Here is a 23,606-nt window from a genome sequence, read left to right as displayed (position 1 = left end):
TTACCCGGGGTTTGCGTTGTTCAGCTCAGGGGGTTCAACCGCGGCTGACCTCGCCGACCGGCAATGCTTCCTTGCTGCGCCAGTGCGGCAGGGAATTCCAGTAGCGCTCGCCCTTGGCGTCGTCGTACATGCCTTCCCAACGGGCGATAACCAGCACAGCCAGGGCGTTACCGATCACGTTCAGAGCGGTACGCGCCATGTCCATCACACGGTCGACACCGGCAATAAACGCCAGGCCCTCAAGCGGAATGCCAACGCTGCCCAGGGTGGCCAGCAGCACCACGAAGGACACGCCCGGTACACCGGCGATGCCTTTGGAGGTGACCATCAGGGTCAGTACCAGCATCAGTTGCTGACCGATTGACAGGTCAATGCCGTACAACTGGGCGATAAAGATCGCGGCGATGCTCTGGTACAGGGTCGAACCGTCGAGGTTGAACGAGTAGCCGGTCGGCACCACAAAGCTGCAGATCGCCTTCGGCGCGCCGTAGGCTTCCATCTTCTCGATCACGCGCGGCAGCACGGTTTCGGAACTGGCGGTGGAGTAGGCCAGCACCAGTTCATCCTTGAAGATGCGCATCAGCTTGATCACCGAGAAACCGAACAGGCGCGCGATCAGGCCGAGAATCACAAAAGCGAAGAACAGAATGGCGACATAAACCAGGATCACCAACTTGGCCAGCGGCAGCAGGGAGGCGAAGCCGAAGTTGGCCACAGTCACCGCGATCAGCGCGAATACACCGATGGGGGCGTATTTCATGATCATGTGGGTCACTTTGAACATGCTCTCGGATACACCCTGGAACATGGTCACCAGCGGCTCGCGCAGCTCCGGCTTGAGGCTCGACAGGCCCAGGCCGAACAGCACGGAGAAGAAGATGATCGGCAGCATTTCGCCACGGGCGACGGCGGCGAAGATGTTGGACGGGATCAGGTTGAGGATGGTCTGGATAAACGCATGCTCGTGTTGTACCTCGGCGGCAGTCGCCTGGTATTTGGAGATGTCCACGGTACCCAGGGTACTCATGTCGATCCCGGCACCGGGGTGGAACAGGTTTGCCAGCAACAAGCCGACCACGATGGCAATGGTGGTGACCACTTCGAAGTAGAGGATGGTTTTGACGCCGATGCGACCGAGCTTTTTCGCGTCACCGACACCGGCAATACCGACGATCAGCGAGGAAATCACAATCGGGATCACGATCATCTTGATCAGGCGAATAAAGATATCGCCCGCCGGCTGCAGCACATTGCTGATCCACCAGGCCTTTTCAGCACTGAAATGGTTGAGCACTGCTCCGATTGCGATCCCCAGTACCAAACCGATGAGGATCTGCCAGGCGAGGCTTAGCTTTGCCTTCTTCATGTCATTACCCTTACTTCAAGTGAACTTAAGGCAAATGCGCCAGCTGCAACGCTCGAAAGCGAAAAAGTGTGAGCATCCGCCTCCATGAAAGGTCGCCGCCGCGTGGCCGAAATGACTTACTGGCAGGCGAAAAAAGGCGCAACTATTCCCATGCAAGGGGGCGACGTCTAATGCCGTAAACGCCTACCCTATGCCGAATCGGCATGGCTTTTTTAGATAATAACTGTCCGAACGGTCAGTTCAAATGCGACATTTTGCCCGACGAATATGCCGTGAAACGGCCAATTCAGGCTCACGCAGGGTTGCAGGCATTGATCGAAGAATCAGCACAAATGCTTGAGGATTCAGCGCAGTAGTGTCTGAAATGTCCTATAGACCCCTGCAAACTTTCTCGATAGATGGTCGCCGCGACACACTCAGTAATGGTTGAGGGCAGGCAAAAATAAAATGGTGGGCTACGGGCGGCATAACAGGCATAAGCCCGCCGCAAGTTCAACAAGTCGACGACTTGTGAACCTGCGTCGCAGCTTTTCGCCTGACCCGGCCCTTGCGCAGGTACTCCCTGTACCCGTAGGTCACGCCGATCCCAATCGATCAGAGCAACCCGGCCCCCTGGTCATGCACGCCCCGCGGCGGGGCGTGCAGAAGAAAGAAGCGAAGATCTTCTTTCTATGGACGCTGGTCCCGTTATCAGCAAGCGCTTTAAACGAAACCTAGTACCAATTCGGGTCTTTCTTGAGCTGTTCCATCAGCAGCTTCTGCATGCCTTCGTCCGGTTTACCAATAAAGCGGTAGTCGGCGTGCCGCGTAGGCGACTTGTCAGCCGGGAGGCCGGCCGGCACTTCCACCAACATGGCGTAGGCATCTTCCTTGTCAAAGCTGAAAGCGACGATCAGACGCTTGTTCAGGCACGTGTCCGCGGTCTCGCAGAGCGGCCCTACCAAGTACTTGTCGCCATCCTCTTCGACAGCATTCATTTGCTCGGCCGTACCGGTTAGGTTCATCACCCATTCCGGCAGGCGCTCTTCTTTCTTCACCACGCCTTGCCAGGTCTCACGGTATTGCGGGTCCGCACTGAGCAATTCGTTAGCCCGCGACTGGCCGTCATTGGCGGCCATCGCCAGACCGCTACCGCCCAGCAACAGGGCGGCAGCAATGGCTTTGAGAGACAAAGTGGTCATATTCAGCCTCGGCCGCGACGACCAAAGAAGAACGAAGCAATGAACATCACCAGGAAGACGACAAACAGGATCTTGGCGATACCGGTTGCGGTGCCTGCGATACCACCGAAGCCCAGGACTGCAGCAACAATGGCGATGATCAGAAATGTGATTGCCCAACTCAACATGGTGATTCTCCTTACGCTTCTATTAGAGGGTACAGCGGTCATGCCGTACGGACGCCCAGTGCGGACGACCGCTTTTCTTGCCTAGAACACCCAACGTTCCTGAGCTGGCAGCTGATCCAGCGTTGAATTCTGGTCAGCTACTCGCAATTGCTTGACGCTCACATCGCCAACAGCGCTGGCGGCGGGACGGCTCTGCATCGAACTGAAATGGGTCTGGGTCATGGCCGGACGCTCAAACACTTGGGCTTGCTGCTGACTCTCCTGCCAATGTTGAATCTGCTGGCCTGCAATCAACGTGACCATCAAGGCCAGGCTGGCAAACAAACCTTGCTGCACATGCAGTGGCGATACACGCAATTGGCTGAGGGTTTGGCGAGTCATGCTGCTGTACTCCCGCATTCTGATTATTCGTTCATGACACTCTTGGGAGAGGTATTGCAGAGCGCATGCCAGGTTTTTAACAAAATAAAACCCAATAAAATCAATAAGTTATAGATAGTTGCTCGATGATAGGGGCAGCATCCTGCACGATGGGCCTCTAGGGGCCGTGCGAAATGCACGATGGCCAGCGGTCGGGTCAAGGGATACATCACGACATGGGCGCTGCCCAACTGAGCGAATGACATGAAATGGCCACTCGCTGTGGCCTTTGTGAGAAGAAGCGCAGATACCTGCACGACGATTCGTTTTGTCGGTCAGAATAAACCATGCAACTTGCCCGATTATTCCGGGACTAAACACCATCATTTATCAGTTAGGGAGCGCGGGACAGATGGAATCAGCCAAGGAACTTCAAGGCCGCATTCTTTTAGTAGATGACGAGTCCGCGATCCTCCGCACCTTCCGTTATTGCCTGGAAGATGAAGGCTATACCGTCGCCACCGCCAACAGCGCTGCCCAAGCGGACGCGCTGATGCAACGCCAAGTGTTCGATCTGTGCTTCCTGGACCTGCGCCTGGGCGAAGATAACGGCCTGGATGTGCTGGCCCAGATGCGCATTCAGGCGCCGTGGATGCGCGTGGTGATCGTCACCGCGCATTCGGCCGTGGACACCGCCGTGGACGCGATCCAGGCCGGCGCCGCCGACTATCTGGTAAAACCGTGCAGCCCGGACCAACTGCGCCTGGCCACCGCCAAGCAGCTGGAAGTCCGCCAACTTTCTGCACGTCTGGAAGCCCTGGAAGGCGCGGTGCGCCAGCCCAAGGACGGACTCGACTCCCATAGCCCGTCGATGATGGTGGTGCTGGAAACCGCGCGCCAAGTGGCCGGTACAGATGCCAACATCCTTATCCTGGGCGAGTCCGGCACCGGTAAAGGTGAACTGGCGCGGGCCATCCACGGTTGGAGCAAGCGGTCGAAAAAATCCTGCGTGACCATCAACTGCCCGTCGCTAACCGCCGAACTGATGGAAAGCGAACTGTTCGGCCACAGCCGCGGCGCCTTTACCGGCGCCAGCGAAAGCACCTTGGGCCGGGTCAACCAGGCTGACGGCGGCACGCTGTTCCTCGACGAGATCGGCGACTTTCCCCTCACGTTGCAACCAAAATTGCTGCGCTTTATTCAGGATAAGGAATACGAACGCGTGGGCGACCCGGTTACCCGGCGCGCCGACGTACGTATCCTCGCCGCCACTAACCTGAACCTGGAAGACATGGTGCGCGACGGCCGCTTCCGGGAAGACTTGCTGTACCGCCTGAATGTCATCACCCTGCACCTGCCACCGCTGCGCGAGCGCAGCGAGGACATCCTGACCCTGGCCGACCGCTTCCTGGCGCGCTTCGTCAAGGAGTATGCCCGTCCGGCGCGCGGTTTCAGCGATCAGGCGCGGGAAGCCCTGCTCAACTACCGTTGGCCGGGTAATATCCGTGAACTGCGTAACGTGGTGGAGCGCGCAAGCATTATCTGCCCGCAGGAAAAGGTTGAAATCAGCCACCTGGGGATGGCCGAGCAACCGACCAACAATGCCCCGCGCATCGGTGCGGCGCTGAGCCTGGACGAACTGGAAAAAGCCCACATCGGTGCTGTACTGGCCACCAGCGACACGCTAGATCAGGCGGCGCGCACCCTCGGCATTGACGCGTCGACGCTGTACCGCAAACGAAAACAGTACAACCTGTGAGCTGTACCTTATGAAGTTAGCGATGAAGCTGCGGACTCGGCTGTTCTTGAGTATCTCAGCGCTGATCACCGTCGCCCTGCTTGGATTGATCCTGGGCCTGGTCAGCGTCATGCAGATGGCCAAGACCCAAGAGTCGCTGATCCGCAGCAATTTCGTCACCTTGGAGCTTGGCCTGAAATTGCGCCAAAGCCTGGGCGACCAGTTGATCCTAATGCTCGACGAGCGGCCCAACCCGAACGCCCTGGACGCTTCCAAACGACAGTATTTCGCACTGCTGGACGAGGGCATCGCCCACGAGCGGCAGGACGGCACAGGCGGTGGGTTCAGTCAGGCCCGCATCGACTACCTGAATTTCCTCAAGGCATTCGACGAGTCCCAACCTGCATCGCTGGTAAGCGGCAATAACGACAAACTCACCCAGACATTCAACGTGCTGCGCAATGGCTTGATCGCCGAGCACAAACGCGCGTTGGAAGCCATCAACACCAGTGAACGCAAATCCCGCGACCGCGCGCTGTTGATCGCCGGTCTCATGGGGCTGGTGGGCCTGGCGGTGCTGATCATCGGCTTCGTGACTGCCCACGGTATCGCTCGGCGTTTTGGCGGGCCGATCGAAGCGCTGGCCAAGGCCGCGGACAAGATCGGCCAGGGCGATTTCGAGGTCACGCTGCCGATCTCGTCAGCCGCGGAAATGAACCTACTGACTCGGCGCTTCGGCATCATGGCCGAGGCGCTGCGTCAGCATCAGGCCACCAATGTGGACGAACTACTGGCCGGCCAGCAGCGGCTACAGGCGGTACTCGACAGCATCGACGACGGCTTGCTGATGATTGATCGCCAAGGGCGTCTGGAGCACCTGAACCCGGTTGCCCAACGCCAATTGGGCTGGGATGAAGAACGCCTCGGCCAAGGCCTGGGCGAAGCGCTGGGCCGCCCGGAGCTGGATGAACAACTGCACTTGGTGCTGCGTGGCGGCAATCTGGAGCGCGCGCCGGAAGACCTTGAGGTGGAAGTCGACGGCGAACTGCGCCTGCTGACCTACAGCCTGACCCCAGTCAGCCACACCCAAGGGCATATTCTCGGCGCGGTGATGGTGATGCACGACGTGACCGAGCAACGCGCCTTCGAACGCGTGCGCAGTGAATTCGTGCTGCGTGCCTCCCATGAACTGCGCACGCCGGTAACCGGCATGCACATGGCGTTCGGGCTGTTCCGCGAACGCGCGAAATTCCCCACGGAGTCCCGGGAAGCGGACCTGCTGGACACCGTTAACGAGGAAATGCAGCGCCTGATGCAGCTGATCAATGACTTGCTCAACTTCTCGCGCTACCAGAATGGCCTGCAGAAACTGACCCTCGGCCCCTGTGAGATTCCCGACCTGCTGGAGCAAGCCCGCGGGCGCTTTATAGAACAGGCCAATGCGCAGCAAATCGAGCTGCTGATCGAAGCCCAGCCCGACCTGCCACGCTTATATGCAGACCAGGCGCAATTGGAACGGGTACTCGACAACCTGCTGGCCAACGCACTGCGCCATACCGCCGATGGCGGGCAAATTCGCCTGCAAGCGCGTCGCCATGGCGAGCGGGTGATTATCAGCGTCGAAGACAACGGCGAAGGGATTGCCTATGGGCAGCAAGGGCGCATCTTCGAGCCCTTTGTGCAGGTGGGCCGCAAGAAAGGCGGCGCCGGTCTGGGGCTGGCGTTGTGCAAAGAGATCGTGCAGTTGCACGGCGGCCGCATGGGGGTGTATTCGCGGCCGGGGCAGGGCACCCAGTTTTACATGGCGCTGCCGCTCTGACGGTCAGCGCCGGTTGAGGGCGCGCAGAATGGCGGCACTTTCGGCATCCGGCGTGCCATCGAACCGCGACGGCCTGAAGTGCATCTGGAACGCTGCGAGCACATGACGCGTGGCGACATCCAGCTCACCGGTTTGAGGCGTCTGGTAGCCCAATCGGGCCAACTCCTCCTGGAACCAAGTGATGCTCGGTAGCTCTGCGGTGTATTGCACCTGAAAACGCGCGACAGCCTGTGCATCCGGCCAAACCCCCAACCCTTCATCGGCCAAACGCTTCCAGGGGAACAAGGGCCCCGGGTCCAACTTGCGTAACGGCGCGATATCGCTGTGGCCGATGATGTTCTTCGGGTCGATGCCGTTGCGCTTGCTGATGTCTTTAAGCAACACGACCAACGACTTCACCTGCGCCTCGGAATACGGGTACCACAGACGGCCTGTCGGGGTGTCCGTGAAACCCGGGTTCACAATCTCGATACCGATGGAGCTTGAATTGAGCCATGTGCGGCCCATCCATTCACTCTCACCTGCGTGCCAGGCGCGCTGGCTTTCATCCACCAATTTATAAATGGTGGCCGAGGCGTCATCGCCAATCAGGTAATGGCTACTGACCTGGCCGTGGGTCAACAAGGCCAGGGAGCGTTCCAGGTTGGCCGAGGTGTAATGAACGATCACAAACTGCACGCGATTGTCGTAGTTGACCGAGGGATGACTGGTGTTGATGCGGGGGCCGCTGGCGCAGCCGGCAAGCAGGAGAAACGCAAGGGCGAGACAAATGGATTTCATGGCGGATGACAGTACGCTGAAGACGACAATGCAACAGTGTAACGTACCGACTGAAACAGAGCGGCCTAATTACAAACAGGCAACATCTTTTACGCCGCCTGCACTTGATTACGCCCCGCCGCCTTGGCTCGATACAACGCTTCATCGGCGCGCTTGAGCGCCAGTTCGCTGCGCTCACCCGAGCGCAATTGCGCCACGCCCATCGACACCGTGATCGTCACCGGTTCGCCTTTGAAGTGAAACGGACACGCTTGAATTGCCTCGCGCAGCCCTTCACCCACCGCCAAGGCCTCGGCGAGGGTCGAATCGGGCATCAGCAAGACAAACTCTTCACCGCCAAAACGCGCGATGAAATCGGTGGGCCGCAGGCGCTTGCTGAGCACATTGGCGATGATCTTCAGCACCTTATCGCCGGCCAGGTGGCCGTAACCATCGTTGATGCGTTTGAAGTGGTCCAGGTCCAGCATGGCCAGCGACAGGCTGTTGCCGCGCTGGTGCCAGGTATTGATTTCGTAGTCCAGGCGCTCGCTCCAGGCCGCACGATTGGGCAGGCCGGTCAATGGATCGATCAGGGCCTTCTGGCGCTGCACTTCAAGGTGTTCACGGTAGCCCTGGGCTTCCTGCTCCATGTTGGCGACGCGTTCGGCCAGGCCTTTGAGGCGCTCGGCAACCTCCTGCTCGCGCAGATCGCGTTGTTGCCGATGCTCGTCCATGGTGCCGAGCAAGCCCTCAAGATGGCTCTCCAGCACCTGTTTGAGGCTGTCCAGGTCGGCGGCGTCCTGTACGCTGGTTTGCAGCCCATCGACCTGCTCGCGGATCTGCGTATCCAGTTCACGCGCGGCAGAGCTACTGTCGGCATGCCCGTCACTGGCCACCTTCAGATGCCCCTGGAAGGCTTCGAGGCGCTCATTGAGTTGCTTGAGATAAGCCTCGAATTCTAGATGGCCACTGTCGGTGATCGCCAACATCAGTACCGCCAGATCATCCAGGATCGGTAGCAGTTCATACCAGTTCAAACCGTGGGCCAGACGCTCGCGCATCGCTTCAGCCTGAGGGCGATGACGCTCGGGCAGGTCCAGCTCTTCGAGCAAGCCGATAAGCGTGTCTTCGATGTGCTTGGCCACGGAGCTGTAGGACGGCTCGGGCGAGTCCGGCAAAGCGTATTGGCCGTCCGATTGCATCGCGTCGGGGTCAAGCGCCTCCACGTCCAACACAGGCGGCAGCGACAGACTGCCAATTACCGTCTGCTCCGGTGCCTCTATGACGTCGGGCTGCGGTGCGTCGATAAAGGCGGCGAGGGCGCTTTCGTTGGCCGGCTCTTGCGCCTGCGGTTCGAGCTCAGGCGCCTTGGGTTCCGTGCGGGCCAGCGCAGCTTTGACCGGCTCGGCCACTGCGTCGGCTTGAGGCGGAGATTCGTAGACGAAGGTCTCGACGGCAATTTGGGCTGGCTGGATCGGTGTGGCGGGTTGAGGCGCCGCGGCTTCGGGTTGTGGCGCGAAGGCGCGCAAAGCCTGGGTCAGCTCTTCGGATTGCTCGGGCTGCGGGGTTTCCGATGCGGATTTAGTCGCAACCGGTGCAGCTGAGGGGCCGGGAGCCGGCTCACTGGCAGGTGCTTCTACGTGGGTGTCCTTGGTTCCGAACAAACGCTGTAAAAGCCCTGCTCCGGGACGTGGAGTTTCACCATCCGGGTCCAGGTTAGTCAGCGCCTGCCCTTGCAAGTCGCTCAGCTCGCTGAGCAATAGCGGAATTTCCCGGGCCTGGCCGACACGGCCATCCAACTGTTTAGCGAAGGTTTTCAACGGTCGCGCCACCTCGCGTGGCAGCGGCAGTTTCTGCAACTGCGTGACCAGGGACGTCAGCGCGGTGCTCATCTGTTCAACCCGGGTTTCGCGGCGCTGCTCCGAATCCAAAACGGCTTTTTCCAGACGCGGCAGCAGCGCGGCGAGGGCGGCGTCCATGTCGTCGGTGCGGACAACGTCGCGCATCTCCTTCATGCACTGGTCGACCGCGCGGTCGGTGCCTTCAGCCGCCAAGGTGCTGCGCACGAGGCCACGGCGCAGCAGGTCGAGGCGCGCAGCCCAGCGGCGTTCGAGTTTGTCTTGTTGCTCGATGCTTAACAGGTATTTTTCTTTCCAGCGCTGGGCGTCGTCGCTCATGCAAGGGGTCCGCGAGGGCCGGGGCTCAACGCGGGCAATGCATCAGCCGTGAGCGAACCCGGCAGACGAATCTCTACCGCGACCGGCAGGTGATCGGAAATGGGCTGCGCAAGCACCTGCACACTTTCCAGCGTGAGGGTGGGACTGAGCAGGATATGGTCGAGGCAGCGCTGCGGACGCCAGCTGGGAAACGTCGCTTCGACTTGCGGCGCCAGCAACCCGAGGTCGCGCAACGGCGAGTTTTGCAGCAGATCATTGGCATGGGTGTTCATATCACCCATCAGCACCTGATGCTTGTAGTTGCCGATCATTTCGCGCACGTAAGCCAACTGCAGGTTGCGCGTACGCCCCCCGAGCGCCAGGTGCATCATAACCACCACCAACGCTTCCGGCCCTTCGCCGAAACGTACGAGGATCGCACCACGGCCCTTAGGGCCTGGCAGCGGGTGGTCTTCGATAGCGGTGGGTTTCAAGCGACTCAGCACGCCATTGCTGTGCTGCGCCAGGCGCCCGAGGTTGCGATTGAGCTGCTGGTACCAGTAGGGGAACGCTCCGAGCCTGGCCAGGTGTTCCACCTGATTGATGTAACCGGAACGGATGCTACCCCCATCGGCCTCCTGCAGCGCGACCAGGTCGAAATCGCTCAACAGGTCGCCGATCTTCTGCAGATTACCGGCCCGCCCGTTGTGGGGCAGCAAGTGCTGCCAACCACGGGTGAGGTAGTGCCGATACTTTTCGGTACTTATGCCAACCTGAATATTGAAACTGAGCAGGCGCAGACGGCTGTCCGCGAGCTGGCCAGTGGATTCCAGGTGATCTTCGTTGACCCGCGGATCATGCAGGCCAACGACACGTTCGGTACCCCAGCGGCGCATGAAAGGCCCCTTACTTGGCTGCGCGCTCTTTGGCGATCAGTTGGTCAGCAACGTTGAGGGTCTGTTCAGGCCCACCAGTGGAACCCAGGTCGAAACGGTATTTGCCGTTGACGATCATGGTCGGAACGCCTTGCACGCCGTATTTCTGCGCCAGCTCCTTGGCCTGTTTGATCTGGCCCTGGATAGCGAAGGAGTTGAAGGTGGCCAAGAACTTATCCTTATCGACACCTTGGGTAGCAACAAAGTCAGCCATGTCTTCAGGCTTGGTCAGGCGCTTGCCTTCTTTCTGAATCGCGTTGAACACTGCGTTGTGGACCTTGTGCTCGACACCCATGGCTTCGAGGGTCAGGAACAGTTGGCCGTGGGCATCCCAAGGGCCGCCGAACATGGCCGGGATGCGTTTGAAATTCACGTCTTTAGGCAGTTTCTCAACCCACGGGTTGATGGTCGGTTCAAAAGCGTAGCAATGCGGGCAGCCGTACCAGAACAGCTCAACCACTTCGATCTTGCCCGGCACCGAGACGGGCACTGGGTTGGCCAATTCGACGTAGGTCTTACCGGCTTCAAGCGGCACATCGGCAGCTTGAGCGGTCATGCCGAAAAGGCTGGCAGTGACGAGAGCGGCGCTGAGGATCAGATTACGCATGCTTTACTCCTGGACAAATAAAGTCGCCTCACGCGACCTTAGTTGTGACCGGTCGACGCAGGCATGAGTTCGTTAGTGTAACGGCAGCGGCCACAAAAAAGGGCGGCCAGGGCCACCCTTTTTATGCTTGCATCGCGGGATTAATCGAGCGTTAACGTCGCCGCGCCGATCAGTGCAGGCCCTGGATATAGCTGGACACTGCCGCGATGTCTTCGTCGCTCAGCTTGCGGGCGATGGTGCGCATGGTCATCGCATCGCCATCGTTGGCACGACCGGCTTCTTCCTTGCGGAAATCGGTCAGTTGCTTAGCGATGTATTGAGCGTGCTGGCCGCCCAGATGTGGGAAACCGGCGGCGGCATTACCCGCGCCATTGGGCGAGTGGCAACCGGTGCAAGCCGGCAGGCCTTTATCCAGGTCACCACCACGGAACAGCTTCTGGCCACGCGCTACCAGTTTCGGATCGGCAGCTCCCACACTGCCTTTCTGGCTGGCGAAATACGCCGCGATGTCCGCCAGATCCTGATCGTTGAGGTTGGTCAGCAAGCCGGTCATTTCCAGCACCGTGCGCTTGCCTGACTTGATGTCCTGCATCTGCTTGGTCAGGTAACGCTCACCCTGGCCGGCCAGTTTGGGGAAGTTCGGCGCCGGGCTGTTGCCATCCGGTCCGTGGCAAGCACCACACACGGCGGCTTTCGCCTGGCCCGCAGTAGCGTCGCCTGCAGCATGGGCAACACCGGTGATGCCCAGGGTCAACAGCAGACTCACGATCAGTTTGTTCATCAGCTAATCCAACTACGGCTAAGGGTTTAAGAGTTATCTACCGGGTTTACTCACCATCCATTCAATGACGGCCTGGTAATCCTCAGTACTGCAGTCCATGCACAAACCACGCGGCGGCATTGCCTTGAAACCCTGGCTCACGTGCTGTACCAGCGTGTCCATACCTTGCGCCAATCTCGGCGCCCAGGCTGCCTGATCACCCCGCTTCGGGGCGTTCGGCAACTGGCCAGCATGGCAAGCCACGCAAACTCGGTTGTACAGCGCTTCCGGTTCCTGTGTAGCCTGAGCGCCGTAAAGCGGAATCAGGACACCGACAGCGAGCAACCATCTGGTCATACATCGACCTTTTCAGGGTTTGAGAGCGTTTTGCGTTCTAATGCGCAATGAAGGTCTATCGCTCCCGTGAACTTCATCCTTCGCTGGGACAAAGCACACACAAAATCTGCGGCATTATATACTGGCGCCACTGAAACGGAAACGACACCGCTTGCCGCACCCTTTTTCGGCACCGCCCACATCGGAAATCTCATGCAACTCAAGAATCCCATCCTCGGCCTGTGCCAACAGTCCACGTTTATGCTCAGCGCCGCCAAAGTTGACCAATGCCCCGATGACGAAGGCTTTGAAGTCGCCTTCGCCGGCCGCTCCAATGCCGGTAAATCCAGCGCCCTGAACACGCTCACCCACGCCAGCCTGGCGCGCACCTCGAAAACTCCGGGCCGCACGCAACTGCTCAATTTCTTCAAGCTAGACGATGATCGGCGTCTGGTCGACCTGCCAGGCTACGGTTATGCGAAAGTACCGATCCCGTTGAAGCTGCACTGGCAGCGTCACCTGGAGGCTTATCTGGGTGGCCGGGAGAGTTTGAAGGGTTTGATCCTGATGATGGATATCCGCCACCCAATGACCGACTTCGACCTGCTGATGCTCGATTGGGCGGTCGCCAGCGGCATGCCGATGCACATCCTGTTGACCAAAGCCGACAAGCTGACCTACGGCGCGGCCAAGAATACGTTGCTCAAAGTGCAGTCGGAAATCCGCAAGGGTTGGGGCGATACGATCACCATCCAATTGTTCTCCGCGCCTAAGCGCATGGGCTTGGAAGAGGCTTACACCGTTCTAGCGGGCTGGATGGAATTGGCGGACAAGGGCGCGGAAATCGCCGAGTAACTTTTCTGCGGGCAAAAAAAACCCCGGACTTCTTATGGGGAGGGGAAGTTCGGGGTTCAAGTTCCGGACCGCTAGGGCGGGGTCCAGATATCTGCCAACACTTAACACAACATAGGAGCATTGAAGGGCTTCACCACCCATTCAGTAACTCTGAGTGGCAGTTCACAGGTTAAGTTCCGAACTGCCCGAAAACTATTGGAAATAACTGTCAGGTCTTTCCGACATAAAGCGCAATGCCACCACCCTTAGCGATGGCAAAGCGCCCGTTATCAGTGCGCTTCATCCCAGTTATCACCCACGCCCACTTCCACCAGCAACGGCACATCCAGCTGGGCTGCGGCGCTCATATGCTCGCGGATCTTCTCGCTGACTTGCGCAACCAGGTCTTCACGCACTTCCAGTACGAGTTCGTCGTGCACTTGCAGGATCACCTTGGCGTCCAGGCCCGAGTCGGTAAGCCAGTTATCCACCCGCACCATGGCTTTCTTGATGATGTCCGCCGCCGTGCCTTGCATCGGCGCGTTGATCGCGGTGCGTTCCGCCGCGGCGCGCTCTTGGGGTTTATTGGAGTTGATATCCGGCAGGTACAGCCGGCGCCCGAAGAAGGTTTCGACATAACCTTGATCGGCCGCCTGGGCCCGAGTGCGCTCCATATACTCGCGCACTCCCGGGTAGCGGGCGAAGTAGACGTCGATATAAGCCTTGGCCGTCTTGGTATCGACACCAATGTCCTTACCCAGCTTTTGCGCGCCCATGCCGTAGATCAGACCAAAGTTAATCGCCTTGGCGCTGCGACGCTGGTCGGACGTGACCGCCCCCAGCTCGACCTTGAACACTTCGGCCGCCGTGGCCGTGTGCACATCCAGGTTATGACGGAAGGCATTCATCAGCCCTTCATCTTTGGACAAGTGCGCCATGATGCGCAGCTCGATCTGCGAATAGTCCGCCGCCAGCAGCTTGTAGCCCTTGGGTGCGACAAACGCCTGGCGAATCCGCCGCCCCTCGGCGGTACGCACCGGAATGTTCTGCAGGTTCGGGTCACTGGACGACAGTCGACCGGTCGCCGCCACTGCCTGGTGATAAGACGTGTGGATACGCCCGGTGCGCGGGTTGATCTGCTCCGGCAGGCGGTCGGTGTATGTGCTTTTGAGCTTGCTCATGCTGCGGTACTGCATCAGTACTTTGGGCAACGGGTAGTCATCTTCGGCCAGCTTGGCCAGCACTTCTTCAGCGGTGGAGGCCTGGCCTTTGCCGGTTTTCTTCAGTACCGGAAGCCCGAGCTTTTCGTAAAGAATCGCCCCTAGTTGTTTGGGCGAGCCCAGGTTGAACGCCTCACCGGCGATCTCGAATGCTTGTCGCTCCAGCTCCACCATCTTGTTGCCCAGTTCGATGCTCTGGACGCCCAGCAGCTGCGCATCCACCAAGGCACCCTGACGCTCGATACGTGCCAACACCGGCACCAACGGCATTTCGATGTCCGTCAGCACACTGGCCAAGCTCGGGATGGCGGCCAGTCGCGCATGCAGCGCCTGATGCAGACGCAGCGTCACATCGGCATCTTCAGCCGCATAAGGGCCGGCCTGCTCCAGTGGAATCTGGTCGAAAGTGAGTTGCTTGGCGCCTTTGCCGGCGATGTCTTGGAAGCTGACAGTGTCGTAGTCCAGGTATTTCTTCGCCAGGCTGTCCATGTCATGCCGGGTCGCGGTGGAATTGAGCACGTAGGATTCGAGCATGGTGTCGAATGCAATGCCGCGCACCGTGATGCCGTGCGCGGGGTCGCCGCCGATGGCACAGTTGGCCAGGATGTTCATGTCGAACTTGGCGTGCTGGCCGACTTTGAGCTTGTTCGGATCTTCCAGCAGCGGTTTCAGGGCGAGCAATACGCTGTCGCGATCCAGTTGCTGCGGTACGCCGATGTAGGAATGGGCTAGGGGGACGTAGGCCGCTTCGTGGGGCTGCACAGCAAAGGACACGCCGACCAATTGCGCCTGATGAGCGTCGATCCCGGTGGTTTCCGTGTCGAACGCGATCAACGTTGCAGCGTCCAGCTTCTTCAGCCAGACGTCGAACGTGGCCTGATCCAAGATGGTGGTGTAGACCGCTTCAACAGGGGCCACGACCACTGCCTCCGCTACCGCCGCGACGGGGGCCGCTTCGGTCGACGCCTTCAGTTCGACGCGTTTGGTTTCACGCTGCACTTCGTCGTACCAGCTCTTGAACTCCAGCAGGGTGTACAGCTCCAGCAGTTTTTCACGGTCCGGTTCGATCAGATGCAGGTCATCCAAGCCCACGTCCAGCGGCACATCGATCTTGATCGTCGCCAATTGGTAGGAAAGAAACGCCATTTCCTTGTGTTCTTCCAACTTGGCCGGCAGGTTCTTGGCCCCACGGATCGGCAGCGTCGGCACGATATCCAACTGCTCATAAAGCTCTTTGAGGCCACCATTGACGCCCACCAGCAGGCCGGACGCAGTCTTGGGGCCGATGCCCGGTACGCCGGGGATGTTGTCGGACGAATCGCCCATCAACGCCAGATAGTCGATGATCTGCTCGGGAGCGACGCCAAATTTCTCCTTTACGCCCTCCACGTCCAAGGCGCTACCGGTCATGGTGTTGACCAAGGTAATGTGCCCGTCGACCAACTGCGCCATGTCTTTATCACCGGTGGAGATCACTACCGGACGGTCAGCGGCCGCACTGCTGCGCGCCAGGGTGCCGATCACGTCGTCGGCCTCGACGCCTTCGACGCACAGCAACGGGAAGCCCAAGGCGATCACGCTCTGGTGCAGCGGCTCGATCTGCAGGCGCATGTCATCAGGCATGCTGGGGCGGTTGGCCTTGTATTCGGCGTACATGTCATCGCGAAAAGTCCCACCCTTAGCGTCGAACACCACCGCGAACGGGCTGTCCGGGTACTGCTTGCGCAGGCTTTTGAGCATGTTCAAGACGCCTTTGACCGCACCGGTCGGCAGGCCTTTGGAGGTGGTCAGCGGTGGCAGCGCGTGGAAGGCGCGGTACAGGTAGGACGAACCGTCCACCAGGACGAGGGGGGCTTGGCTCATGAGCAGGATCAACCTTTTCGGCGGGTCAGGCGCTAGAATAGCCGGACCAATGAAAACAAAGGGACAAGGTTATCATGCGTACATTCAATCGCCTGCTGTTGACCGGCTTGATCGCACTCGCTCCGATGGCTGCCATGGCGGCAGACGATGCGCCTTCGGGCGACCCGCAAGTTACCATTCGCACGGAAGGCGATAAGACTATTCAGGAATATCGTCAGAATGGCTTCCTGTACGCAATCAAGGTGATCCCTAAGAAGGGCCCGCCCTATTTCCTGGTGCGCGCAGACGGAACCGATGCGAACTTCATCCGCTCCGACCAGCCGGATATGCTGATCCCGTCATGGAAGATCTTCGAATGGAAATGACTTCTTAACTTCAATTGGCGCCGCCCACCGCGGCGCCCGTACTGGCAGTTTTAACCATGTCTGTGTTTACCCCCCTGGCTCGGCCCGAGCTGGAAACCTTTCTTGCCCCTTATGGGCTCGGCCGCCTGCTTGACTTCCAGGGGATTGCCGCTGGTAGCGAAAACACCAACTTCTTTATCAGCCTGGAGCAGGGCGAGTTTGTCCTGACCCTGGTTGAGCGCGGCCCGGTGCAGGAAATGCCGTTCTTCATCGAGCTGCTGGACGTACTCCACGACGCCAACCTGCCCGTGCCATACGCCCTGCGTACAACCGATGGCGTGGCCCTGCGCGAACTGGCCGGCAAACCGGCGCTGTTGCAGCCGCGTCTTGCCGGCAAGCACATCAAAGATGCCAATGCCCAGCACTGCGCCCAGGTCGGCGAATTGCTCGGTCACCTGCATCTGGCGACTCAGGGCGACAAGGTGCTGGAGCGTAAGACCGATCGCGGGTTGGACTGGATGCTCAGTGAGGGCAACCAACTGATTTCACATCTTAACGATGCCCAACAGCGCCTGTTGCAAGGCGCGCTGGATGAAATCGCCGCCCATAAGGCTCAGATCCTCGCCTTGCCTCGGGCCAACGTGCACGCGGACCTGTTCCGCGACAACGCGATGTTCGAAGGCACACATCTGACCGGCCTGATCGACTTCTACAACGCCTGCTCGGGCCCGATGCTGTACGACGTGGCGATTGCCCTGAACGACTGGTGTTCGGACGCCGACGGTGTGATCGACGCACCCCGCGCTCGCGCACTGTTGGGCGCCTATGCGAGCCTGCGGCCATTTACCGCCAAGGAAGCCGAACTGTGGCCGACCATGCTGCGGGTAGCGTGTGTACGCTTCTGGCTCTCGCGCTTGATCGCGGCCGAGTCGTTTGCCGGGCAGGATGTTCTCATTCACGATCCCGCCGAGTTCGAACATCGCCTAGCGCAGCGTCAGCAGGTCACGGTCAACCTGCCATTCGCGCTCTAAGCGCCGATCCGGTCAACAATGCGGGAAGGGGCAAACCCTTCCTGCATTTGAACTGCACTAAGACTTACAACGACTCCAGGCACCCAGCCAGGTCATTACCCAACTTTTCCAGCACCTGCTCATAACCTTGCGCGGTCGCCGGGGTGTAACCGCCCAAAGCATCCAATTCCGCCAGTTTTACCGGCAACCCTGCCACCAGGGTTTCAGCTAAACGCGGACGCAGCGGCGGTTCGCTGAACACACAGGTTTTGCCCACTTCCTGCAACCGCGTACGCATTGCCGCGACGTGCTGAGCCCCCGGCTGTACCTCAGCGGCAACACTGAACACGCCGGCATGCTTGAGGCCGTAGGCAGCTTCGAAGTAATCGAAGGCTTCGTGAAAGACGAAGTAGGGCTTGTCGCCGATGCCAGCCAGACGTGTCTTCAAGCGCGCGTCCAACGCATCCAGGCGTGCGGCGAAAGCCTTGGCGTTGCTCTGATAACGCGCGGCATTGGCAGGGTCGGCGCTGGCGAGATCGGAGGCCATGCGCGCGGCAATCACGCGGGCGTTCACTGTCGATAGCCACAAGTGGGCATCCAAGCCGCCTGGACGGTGATCGTGATCATGTTCGTCGGCTTCATCGGCGTGGGAATGACTATCTTCGGCGAAACGGCGCAATTGCATGCCAGGCAGGTCCTGCACGGCCACAGTTGTGGCTGTACGATTTTTGAGCACGCGAGGCAGGAAGGTTTCCATGTCCGGCCCGATCCAATACAGCAGGTCGACCGACTGCACACGCCGTACGTCGGATGGGCGCAAGGCGAAGTTATGCGGCGACGCGCCCGGCGGCAACAGCACTTCCGGAACCGCCACGCCGTCCTGCACCGCCGCGGCGATCAGCTGCAACGGCTTGATGCTGGTGAGCACCTTGACGTCGGCCTGAGCGGCACCGGCAATGAATAAACTGGTGACAAATACGACAAAAACGGGAAAAAGTCGGGACACGATGACCACTCAATGGCGTAGGAACGGGTAACATAATAACGTCTCTATCAAATATCTGTCGCCGCTCATGCCTATAACACCGCTTGCCAGCCGTCCCCACGACCACTCTCACTGCGTGCACAGCGCGCTGTCGGAGGCCGATGCGCTGTGCGCACGCCAAGGCCTGCGCCTGACCGCGCTGCGGCGGCGCGTGCTGGAATTGGTCTGGCAGAGCCACAAACCACTGGGCGCCTACGACATTCTCGGCGTGCTCAGCGAGCAGGACGGCCGCCGCGCCGCGCCGCCTACGGTTTATCGCGCGCTGGATTTCCTGCTGGAAAACGGCCTGGTCCACCGTATCGCCTCCCTCAACGCGTTTGTCGGGTGCAACCACCCGGAGCATGCGCACCAGGGCCAGTTCCTGATCTGCCGGGTGTGCCATGCGGCCATCGAGCTTGAACAAAAAAGCATCAGCGATGCGATTATCCACAGCGCCGCCGACGTTGGCTTCCAAGTCGAAGGGCAAACCGTCGAAGTGGTCGGTTTGTGCTCGGGTTGCCAGGGGGCTTGATGAGCAACGCGTTAATCCGTCTGGAGCAGGTCGGCGTCAAGTTCGCCGGGCAAAACGTGCTGGATAACATCGCGCTCAGCGTGGAGCAGGGGCAGATCGTCACACTGATCGGCCCTAACGGTGCCGGCAAGACCACGCTGGTGCGCGCCGTGCTCGGCCTGCTCAAGCCCGACAGCGGCAGTGTGTGGCGCAAGCCCAAGCTACGCGTGGGCTATATGCCGCAGAAACTGCATGTGGACCCAACTCTGCCGCTGTCCGTATTGCGCTTCCTGCGTCTGGTGCCCGGCGTGGACCGCGCCCGCGCCCAAGCCGCACTTAAGGAAGTCGGCGCCGAACAGGTGATCGACAGCCCGGTACAAAGTATTTCCGGCGGCGAAATGCAACGCGTGCTGCTGGCCCGCGCACTGCTGCGCGAACCGGAGCTGCTGGTGCTGGACGAGCCCGTGCAGGGCGTCGACGTCGCCGGCCAGGCCGAACTGTATAGCCTGATCACCCGCCTGCGCGACCGCCACGGCTGTGGCGTGCTGATGGTGTCTCACGATCTGCATCTGGTGATGAGCACCACCGACCAAGTGGTATGCCTCAACCGCCATGTGTGCTGCTCGGGCCACCCGGAACAAGTCAGCGGCGACCCGGCATTTGTCGAGTTGTTCGGCAAAAACGCGCAAAGCCTGGCGATTTACCATCACCATCATGACCACGCCCATGACCTGCATGGCGCGGTGGTCGACGACCCGAGCGTCCCCCATACCCACGTTCACGGAGATAGCTGCAAGCATGGCTGATTTTCTGCTCTACGCCCTGCTGGCAGGCTTGGCTCTGGCACTGGTCGCGGGCCCTCTGGGCTCGTTCGTGGTCTGGCGGCGCATGGCCTATTTCGGCGACACCTTGTCACACGCCGCGCTGCTGGGCGTAGCCATGGGCTTCCTGTTGGATGTGAGCCCGACCATCGCCGTGACCGCCGGCTGCCTGCTGCTGGCCGTGCTGCTGGTGACGCTGCAACAGCGCCAGCCGCTGGCTTCCGACACCTTGCTGGGGATCCTGGCACCGAGCACCTTGTCCCTGGGCCTGGTGGTGCTGAGCTTTATGCATGAAGTGCGCATCGACCTGATGGCTTACCTGTTCGGCGATCTGCTGGCAATCAGCCCCACCGACCTGGCCTGGATCCTCGGCGGCAGCGCGATGGTGCTGGTGTTGCTGGTGACGCTGTGGCGCCCGCTGCTGGCGATCACCGTGCATGAGGAACTGGCCAGGGTCGAAGGCTTGCCGGTGCCCGCCCTGCGCATGGCCTTGATGTTATTGATCGCGGTGGTGATTGCTGTCGCGATGAAGATTGTCGGCGTATTGTTGATCACATCGTTGCTGATCATCCCCGCCGCGGCCGCTCAGCGTCACGCCCGCTCACCGGAGCAAATGGCGATTGGCGCCAGCCTGCTGGGGATGCTTGCGGTGTGTGGGGGCCTGGCGTTGTCGTGGTTCAAGGACACGCCGGCCGGACCGTCGATCGTGGTCACCGCCGCCGCCCTGTTTCTGCTGAGTTTTGTCCTGCCCCGTCGAGGGGTGTAGACTTGCTCGCTTTTTGCGCAAATAGAGAGTCGCAGGAATGAAGCCGTTCACCGCACGTTATCTGCTCCTTGCCGCATTTTCCCTGCTGCTGGGTGCCTGTCAAAGCACACCGCCCGCTGCCCCGGAGGCCACGGACCCGCGTGCTGCGGCCATCGCGCAGCTGGAGCAAAACCTGGCCAGCAGTGAGTTGGCCACCGCCGAAGACCAACTCGCCACCCTGCAGGCCCAGACGCCCAATGATCCGGCGCTGGAAACCTACCAGCGCCAACTGGCCGAAGCCTATCTACAACGCAGCCAAATCGTGCTGCAAAAAGGCGACGTCAACGCGGCCGCCACCGCCTTGAGCCGCGCCCGGGCATTGATGCCAAAAGCACCGGCGCTGACCGGCGGCGTCAACAGCGCTATCACTCACGCCCGTAAAGCCGAGCTGGATCAAGCCGAAGAGGCCCTTAAAGCCGCCGAAGCCAAGCCCGCCGCGAAGGTCATCGACCCGGCAGCACCGAGCACCACCGTGGCGCTGAACCTCACCAACATCGAAGACATGCGCCATCAGCTCGACGCCATCGCCACCGACGTGGTGAATTACCAGTGCGACGTGAGCATCCAGGTGCCGCGCACAGAAGATTACCCGTGGCTGGCCAGCCTGCTGACCAAACGGGTGAAGCGCATTGATTCGGGATATGACCTGAAGATTCACCGGCAGATTCTGAAGAAGATCCCGGCGCAGATCGTGCTGATTCCGCGCAAGGCGCAGTGAAGTAAAAGCATCGGGGGCAAGCCCCCTCCCACACATTGAACTGTGAATACATTCAAATGTGGGAGGGGGCTTGCCCCCGATAGCTATCTAACTAGCAACTCCTGCCTTAAGCCGGAATCGCCTTGGCCTTCGGCTCACGCTCCCAGACCCGGTGCTGTGCAATCGCGGCGAAGAACGCCTTGAACGCTTTGGCATCCGAGCCGACGATCAGCCCCGCATCCGCCTCTAGCTTCAGCTGATCCAGCAGCGGCTTCACGTCCGCCCCTACGGCAATCGCCTTCAGGTGCTTGTAGGCTTCCAGTACGTAGTGCAATGCCACACCGTCGCCGCTCAGGGCTTTCACAGAGTCTTTGCCGCCAGGGATAAACACCGCGTCGAACGCAATGGACGGCATGCCTTCCATCGACGCATCCACCGCCAGGGTTTTGCCATCGGCCGTCTTCACCGGTGCCGAAGTCGGCCCCAGCAATTTGGCGTGGGCCCCTTCGGCCTCCAAGGCCTTTTTCAACGCATCAATCGCGGCGCCATCCACGCCGTTGGCGGCCAGAATCGCCACTTTGCGCGTCTTGATATCCCCCGACAGCAAGTTCACTTGACTCAACGCCGGCGAGGTTTTCACCGAGGTTTCGCGTGGCGGCACGGTGCCCTTGGTCGGTGCCGGCAGACCCAGGTTCTGCGCCACACGCTTGGCCAGTTCCAAATCGATATTGGCGAGGATCTCGTTCACTTGGCGCGCACGAATATGCTCGCGCTCGACCTTGCCCAGCTCAAAGCTGTAAGCGGCAATAATGTGCTCTTTCTCATGGTGGCTCATGCTGTTGAAAAACAGCGTGGCCTGGGAGAAGTGATCGCCAAACGACTCACTGCGCTCACGTACCTTGTTGGCGTCGACGCGCTCGTAATAGGTTTCGAAGCCACCGTCGGTCGGGCCCGGCGGGGTTTCTTTCGGCCAGCCGCCATCGATGGAGTTCGGCTCGTAAGAGGCACGTCCCTTATCAATCACGCTGCGGTGCTGCGCGTCGCGCTGGCCGTTATGGAACGGCGCGACTGGTCGATTGATCGGGATTTCATGGAAGTTCGGACCACCCAGGCGGCTGATCTGCGTGTCCGTGTAGGAAAACAGACGGCCTTGCAGCAGCGGGTCGTTAGTGAAATCGATACCCGGCACGATATGACCCGGGCAGAACGCCACCTGCTCGACTTCGGCAAAGAAGTTGTCTGGGTTGCGGTTAAGCACCATCTTGCCCAGCGGCGTGATGGGCACCAACTCTTCGGGGATGATCTTGGTCGGGTCGAGCAGGTCGAAGTCAAACTTATGCTCGTCCTCTTCGGCGACGATCTGTACGCCCAGCTCCCACTCTGGGTAGTCACCGCTCTCGATGGATTCCCACAGGTCGCGGCGGTGGTAGTCGGTGTCTTTACCGGCAAGCTTCTGCGCTTCGTCCCACACCAGGGAGCAGGTGCCGACCTTCGGACGCCAGTGGAATTTGACGAAGCTGGACTTGCCCTCAGTGTTGATCAGGCGAAAGGTATGCACGCCAAAACCCTGCATGGCGCGCAGGCTTTTCGGAATGGCGCGGTCGGACATTGCCCACACCACCATGTGGGCCGATTCCGGCACCAGGGAAACGAAATCCCAGAAAGTGTCGTGCGCCGAGCCGCCGGTCGGAATTTCGTTATGGGGCTCAGGTTTTACCGCATGCACGAAGTCAGGAAACTTGATCGCGTCCTGAATGAAAAACACTGGCATGTTGTTGCCCACCAAGTCGAAGTTGCCTTCCTCGGTGAAAAACTTCACGGCAAAGCCGCGCACATCGCGCACGGTGTCACCGGAACCACGCGGGCCCTGTACGGTGGAGAACCGCGCAAATACCGGGGTTTTATGCTCGGGGGTCCGTAGGAATCCGGCCTTGGTCAGTGCCGAATGGTCTTCGTAGGTCTGGAAATAGCCATGGGCGCCGGTACCGCGAGCATGCACGATGCGCTCCGGGATGCGCTCATGGTCAAAGTGCGTGATTTTTTCACGCATGATGAAGTCTTCGAGCAGCGACGGGCCGCGGGAGCCGACCTTCAAGCTGTTCTGGTTGTCAGAAATCTTCACGCCCTGGTTGGTACGCAAAGCCTGGCCGGTGGCATCGGAGCGAAAGGCTTCCAGGGCCTGCAGCTTGGCGTTGGTATTGCCGCGGTCCAGGGTATCGGTCCCCGCGAGTTCGCTCTTGGACGGGGTAGCTGGCTTCTTGGTGCTCATCAGTCAAAACTCCTTATTCAAAGT

The 23,606-nt window shown here is 60.0% G+C and carries 22 protein-coding genes; 9 read left to right on the top strand and 13 right to left on the bottom strand.

Annotated elements, in window-relative coordinates:
• Positions 1-34: 34 nt before the first annotated feature.
• The 4 genes from gltP to ABX75_RS17260 all read right to left on the bottom strand — a co-directional run bounded on the left by gltP (position 35) and on the right by ABX75_RS17260 (position 3,095).
• On the bottom strand, positions 35-1,366 hold the full coding sequence (gene gltP / locus ABX75_RS17275) for a glutamate/aspartate:proton symporter GltP (protein ID WP_034101729.1): 1,332 nt from the start codon (positions 1,364-1,366) through the stop codon (positions 35-37).
• A 713-nt stretch (positions 1,367-2,079) separates the two neighbouring features.
• A complete protein-coding gene (locus ABX75_RS17270) occupies positions 2,080-2,547 on the bottom strand; it encodes an inhibitor of vertebrate lysozyme family protein (RefSeq protein WP_034111150.1) in 468 nt (155 codons plus the stop codon).
• Positions 2,548-2,549: 2 nt separating this feature from the next.
• Positions 2,550-2,714 carry a DUF1328 domain-containing protein gene (locus ABX75_RS28530; protein ID WP_003170804.1) on the bottom strand — a complete coding sequence of 55 codons (165 nt, stop codon included), beginning with the start codon at positions 2,712-2,714 and terminating at the stop codon, positions 2,550-2,552.
• An 81-nt stretch (positions 2,715-2,795) separates the two neighbouring features.
• Positions 2,796-3,095: a hypothetical protein gene (locus ABX75_RS17260; protein WP_034101781.1), complete on the bottom strand. Its 300-nt coding sequence runs from the start codon at positions 3,093-3,095 to the stop codon at positions 2,796-2,798.
• A 391-nt stretch (positions 3,096-3,486) separates the two neighbouring features.
• Between ABX75_RS17260 and algB the strand changes: the two genes are divergently transcribed.
• Both algB and ABX75_RS17250 read left to right on the top strand, forming a co-directional pair.
• Positions 3,487-4,833: a sigma-54-dependent response regulator transcription factor AlgB gene (algB, locus tag ABX75_RS17255; RefSeq protein WP_034101725.1), complete on the top strand. Its 1,347-nt coding sequence runs from the start codon at positions 3,487-3,489 to the stop codon at positions 4,831-4,833.
• A gap of 10 nt (positions 4,834-4,843) precedes the next feature.
• Complete coding sequence (locus ABX75_RS17250; RefSeq protein WP_034101724.1) at positions 4,844-6,631, top strand: ATP-binding protein; 1,788 nt, start codon at positions 4,844-4,846, stop codon at positions 6,629-6,631.
• 3 nt (positions 6,632-6,634) lie between these two features.
• Here ABX75_RS17250 and ABX75_RS17245 read toward each other — a convergent pair whose 3' ends face one another.
• From ABX75_RS17245 to ABX75_RS17220, 6 genes are all read right to left on the bottom strand, one after another.
• On the bottom strand, positions 6,635-7,411 hold the full coding sequence (locus tag ABX75_RS17245) for an N-acetylmuramoyl-L-alanine amidase (protein ID WP_034101723.1): 777 nt from the start codon (positions 7,409-7,411) through the stop codon (positions 6,635-6,637).
• 89 nt (positions 7,412-7,500) lie between these two features.
• A complete protein-coding gene (locus ABX75_RS17240) occupies positions 7,501-9,567 on the bottom strand; it encodes a diguanylate cyclase (RefSeq protein ID WP_047882321.1) in 2,067 nt (688 codons plus the stop codon).
• Positions 9,564-10,442 carry an endonuclease/exonuclease/phosphatase family protein gene (locus tag ABX75_RS17235; protein ID WP_034101720.1) on the bottom strand — a complete coding sequence of 293 codons (879 nt, stop codon included), beginning with the start codon at positions 10,440-10,442 and terminating at the stop codon, positions 9,564-9,566. The genes ABX75_RS17240 and ABX75_RS17235 overlap by 4 nt, the downstream gene beginning before the upstream one ends.
• Before the next feature lie 10 nt (positions 10,443-10,452).
• Positions 10,453-11,088: a thiol:disulfide interchange protein DsbA gene (gene dsbA, locus ABX75_RS17230; protein ID WP_034136358.1), complete on the bottom strand. Its 636-nt coding sequence runs from the start codon at positions 11,086-11,088 to the stop codon at positions 10,453-10,455.
• Between the two features lie 169 nt (positions 11,089-11,257).
• Positions 11,258-11,869 (bottom strand): cytochrome c, encoded by a 612-nt coding sequence (locus tag ABX75_RS17225; RefSeq protein ID WP_034101716.1) that lies wholly within the window; start codon positions 11,867-11,869, stop codon positions 11,258-11,260.
• Between the two features lie 33 nt (positions 11,870-11,902).
• Positions 11,903-12,205 carry a cytochrome c5 family protein gene (locus tag ABX75_RS17220; RefSeq protein WP_034101715.1) on the bottom strand — a complete coding sequence of 101 codons (303 nt, stop codon included), beginning with the start codon at positions 12,203-12,205 and terminating at the stop codon, positions 11,903-11,905.
• Between the two features lie 192 nt (positions 12,206-12,397).
• On the opposite strand from ABX75_RS17220, the gene yihA reads away from it, so the two are divergent.
• Positions 12,398-13,039 (top strand): ribosome biogenesis GTP-binding protein YihA/YsxC, encoded by a 642-nt coding sequence (gene yihA / locus ABX75_RS17215; RefSeq protein ID WP_003187369.1) that lies wholly within the window; start codon positions 12,398-12,400, stop codon positions 13,037-13,039.
• A gap of 269 nt (positions 13,040-13,308) precedes the next feature.
• On the opposite strand, the gene polA is transcribed toward yihA, so the two are convergent.
• The gene (gene polA / locus ABX75_RS17210) at positions 13,309-16,101 is read right to left on the bottom strand and encodes a DNA polymerase I (RefSeq protein ID WP_034111143.1); all 2,793 of its coding nucleotides are present in this window, start codon (positions 16,099-16,101) and stop codon (positions 13,309-13,311) included.
• Between the two features lie 74 nt (positions 16,102-16,175).
• On the opposite strand from polA, the gene ABX75_RS17205 reads away from it, so the two are divergent.
• Both ABX75_RS17205 and ABX75_RS17200 read left to right on the top strand, forming a co-directional pair.
• On the top strand, positions 16,176-16,466 hold the full coding sequence (locus ABX75_RS17205; RefSeq protein WP_034101712.1) for a DUF2782 domain-containing protein: 291 nt from the start codon (positions 16,176-16,178) through the stop codon (positions 16,464-16,466).
• A gap of 56 nt (positions 16,467-16,522) precedes the next feature.
• Positions 16,523-17,476: a homoserine kinase gene (locus ABX75_RS17200; protein ID WP_047882320.1), complete on the top strand. Its 954-nt coding sequence runs from the start codon at positions 16,523-16,525 to the stop codon at positions 17,474-17,476.
• 64 nt (positions 17,477-17,540) lie between these two features.
• Here the strand turns inward: ABX75_RS17200 and ABX75_RS17195 are convergent, their stop codons facing one another.
• On the bottom strand, positions 17,541-18,470 hold the full coding sequence (locus ABX75_RS17195) for a zinc ABC transporter substrate-binding protein (protein ID WP_034111140.1): 930 nt from the start codon (positions 18,468-18,470) through the stop codon (positions 17,541-17,543).
• A 58-nt stretch (positions 18,471-18,528) separates the two neighbouring features.
• Here ABX75_RS17195 and zur point away from each other — a divergent pair, with 58 nt between their 5' ends.
• The 4 genes from zur to ABX75_RS17175 are packed head-to-tail and all read left to right on the top strand — an operon-like array spanning position 18,529 to position 21,334.
• Positions 18,529-19,011, top strand: coding sequence for a zinc uptake transcriptional repressor Zur (gene zur / locus ABX75_RS17190; protein ID WP_034101709.1), 483 nt, complete (start codon positions 18,529-18,531; stop codon positions 19,009-19,011).
• Complete coding sequence (gene znuC / locus ABX75_RS17185; RefSeq protein WP_047882319.1) at positions 19,011-19,796, top strand: zinc ABC transporter ATP-binding protein ZnuC; 786 nt, start codon at positions 19,011-19,013, stop codon at positions 19,794-19,796. The genes zur and znuC overlap by 1 nt, the downstream gene beginning before the upstream one ends.
• Positions 19,789-20,577, top strand: a complete 789-nt coding sequence (znuB, locus tag ABX75_RS17180; protein ID WP_034101706.1) for a zinc ABC transporter permease subunit ZnuB — start codon at positions 19,789-19,791, stop codon at positions 20,575-20,577. The genes znuC and znuB overlap by 8 nt, the downstream gene beginning before the upstream one ends.
• Before the next feature lie 37 nt (positions 20,578-20,614).
• The gene (locus tag ABX75_RS17175) at positions 20,615-21,334 is read left to right on the top strand and encodes a PA5502 family lipoprotein (RefSeq protein WP_034111139.1); all 720 of its coding nucleotides are present in this window, start codon (positions 20,615-20,617) and stop codon (positions 21,332-21,334) included.
• A gap of 106 nt (positions 21,335-21,440) precedes the next feature.
• Here the strand turns inward: ABX75_RS17175 and katE are convergent, their stop codons facing one another.
• Complete coding sequence (gene katE, locus ABX75_RS17170; protein WP_034111138.1) at positions 21,441-23,582, bottom strand: catalase HPII; 2,142 nt, start codon at positions 23,580-23,582, stop codon at positions 21,441-21,443.
• Positions 23,583-23,606: the final 24 nt, after the last annotated feature.

This window comes from Pseudomonas sp. ARP3, assembly GCF_001029595.1.
Taxonomy (GTDB): Bacteria; Pseudomonadota; Gammaproteobacteria; order Pseudomonadales; family Pseudomonadaceae; genus Aquipseudomonas; species Aquipseudomonas rhodesiae.
This window is presented reverse-complemented; position numbering and strand designations above follow the sequence as displayed.

Bases quoted from the DNA above. Each gene is read 5' to 3' on its own strand.
- gltP (WP_034101729.1), bottom strand. From the start codon at position 1,366: ATGAAGAAGGCAAAGCTAAGCCTCGCCTGGCAGATCCTCATCGGTTTG.
- ABX75_RS17175 (WP_034111139.1), top strand. From the start codon at position 20,615: ATGAAGCCGTTCACCGCACGTTATCTGCTCCTTGCCGCATTTTCCCTG.
- ABX75_RS17240 (WP_047882321.1), bottom strand. From the start codon at position 9,567: ATGAGCGACGACGCCCAGCGCTGGAAAGAAAAATACCTGTTAAGCATC.
- yihA (WP_003187369.1), top strand. From the start codon at position 12,398: ATGCAACTCAAGAATCCCATCCTCGGCCTGTGCCAACAGTCCACGTTT.
- zur (WP_034101709.1), top strand. From the start codon at position 18,529: ATGCCTATAACACCGCTTGCCAGCCGTCCCCACGACCACTCTCACTGC.
- ABX75_RS17270 (WP_034111150.1), bottom strand. From the start codon at position 2,547: ATGACCACTTTGTCTCTCAAAGCCATTGCTGCCGCCCTGTTGCTGGGC.
- ABX75_RS17225 (WP_034101716.1), bottom strand. From the start codon at position 11,869: ATGAACAAACTGATCGTGAGTCTGCTGTTGACCCTGGGCATCACCGGT.
- katE (WP_034111138.1), bottom strand. From the start codon at position 23,582: ATGAGCACCAAGAAGCCAGCTACCCCGTCCAAGAGCGAACTCGCGGGG.
- ABX75_RS17235 (WP_034101720.1), bottom strand. From the start codon at position 10,442: ATGCGCCGCTGGGGTACCGAACGTGTCGTTGGCCTGCATGATCCGCGG.
- ABX75_RS17245 (WP_034101723.1), bottom strand. From the start codon at position 7,411: ATGAAATCCATTTGTCTCGCCCTTGCGTTTCTCCTGCTTGCCGGCTGC.
- dsbA (WP_034136358.1), bottom strand. From the start codon at position 11,088: ATGCGTAATCTGATCCTCAGCGCCGCTCTCGTCACTGCCAGCCTTTTC.
- ABX75_RS17260 (WP_034101781.1), bottom strand. From the start codon at position 3,095: ATGACTCGCCAAACCCTCAGCCAATTGCGTGTATCGCCACTGCATGTG.
- ABX75_RS28530 (WP_003170804.1), bottom strand. From the start codon at position 2,714: ATGTTGAGTTGGGCAATCACATTTCTGATCATCGCCATTGTTGCTGCA.
- ABX75_RS17250 (WP_034101724.1), top strand. From the start codon at position 4,844: ATGAAGTTAGCGATGAAGCTGCGGACTCGGCTGTTCTTGAGTATCTCA.
- algB (WP_034101725.1), top strand. From the start codon at position 3,487: ATGGAATCAGCCAAGGAACTTCAAGGCCGCATTCTTTTAGTAGATGAC.
- polA (WP_034111143.1), bottom strand. From the start codon at position 16,101: ATGAGCCAAGCCCCCCTCGTCCTGGTGGACGGTTCGTCCTACCTGTAC.
- ABX75_RS17220 (WP_034101715.1), bottom strand. From the start codon at position 12,205: ATGACCAGATGGTTGCTCGCTGTCGGTGTCCTGATTCCGCTTTACGGC.
- znuB (WP_034101706.1), top strand. From the start codon at position 19,789: ATGGCTGATTTTCTGCTCTACGCCCTGCTGGCAGGCTTGGCTCTGGCA.
- znuC (WP_047882319.1), top strand. From the start codon at position 19,011: ATGAGCAACGCGTTAATCCGTCTGGAGCAGGTCGGCGTCAAGTTCGCC.
- ABX75_RS17205 (WP_034101712.1), top strand. From the start codon at position 16,176: ATGCGTACATTCAATCGCCTGCTGTTGACCGGCTTGATCGCACTCGCT.
- ABX75_RS17200 (WP_047882320.1), top strand. From the start codon at position 16,523: ATGTCTGTGTTTACCCCCCTGGCTCGGCCCGAGCTGGAAACCTTTCTT.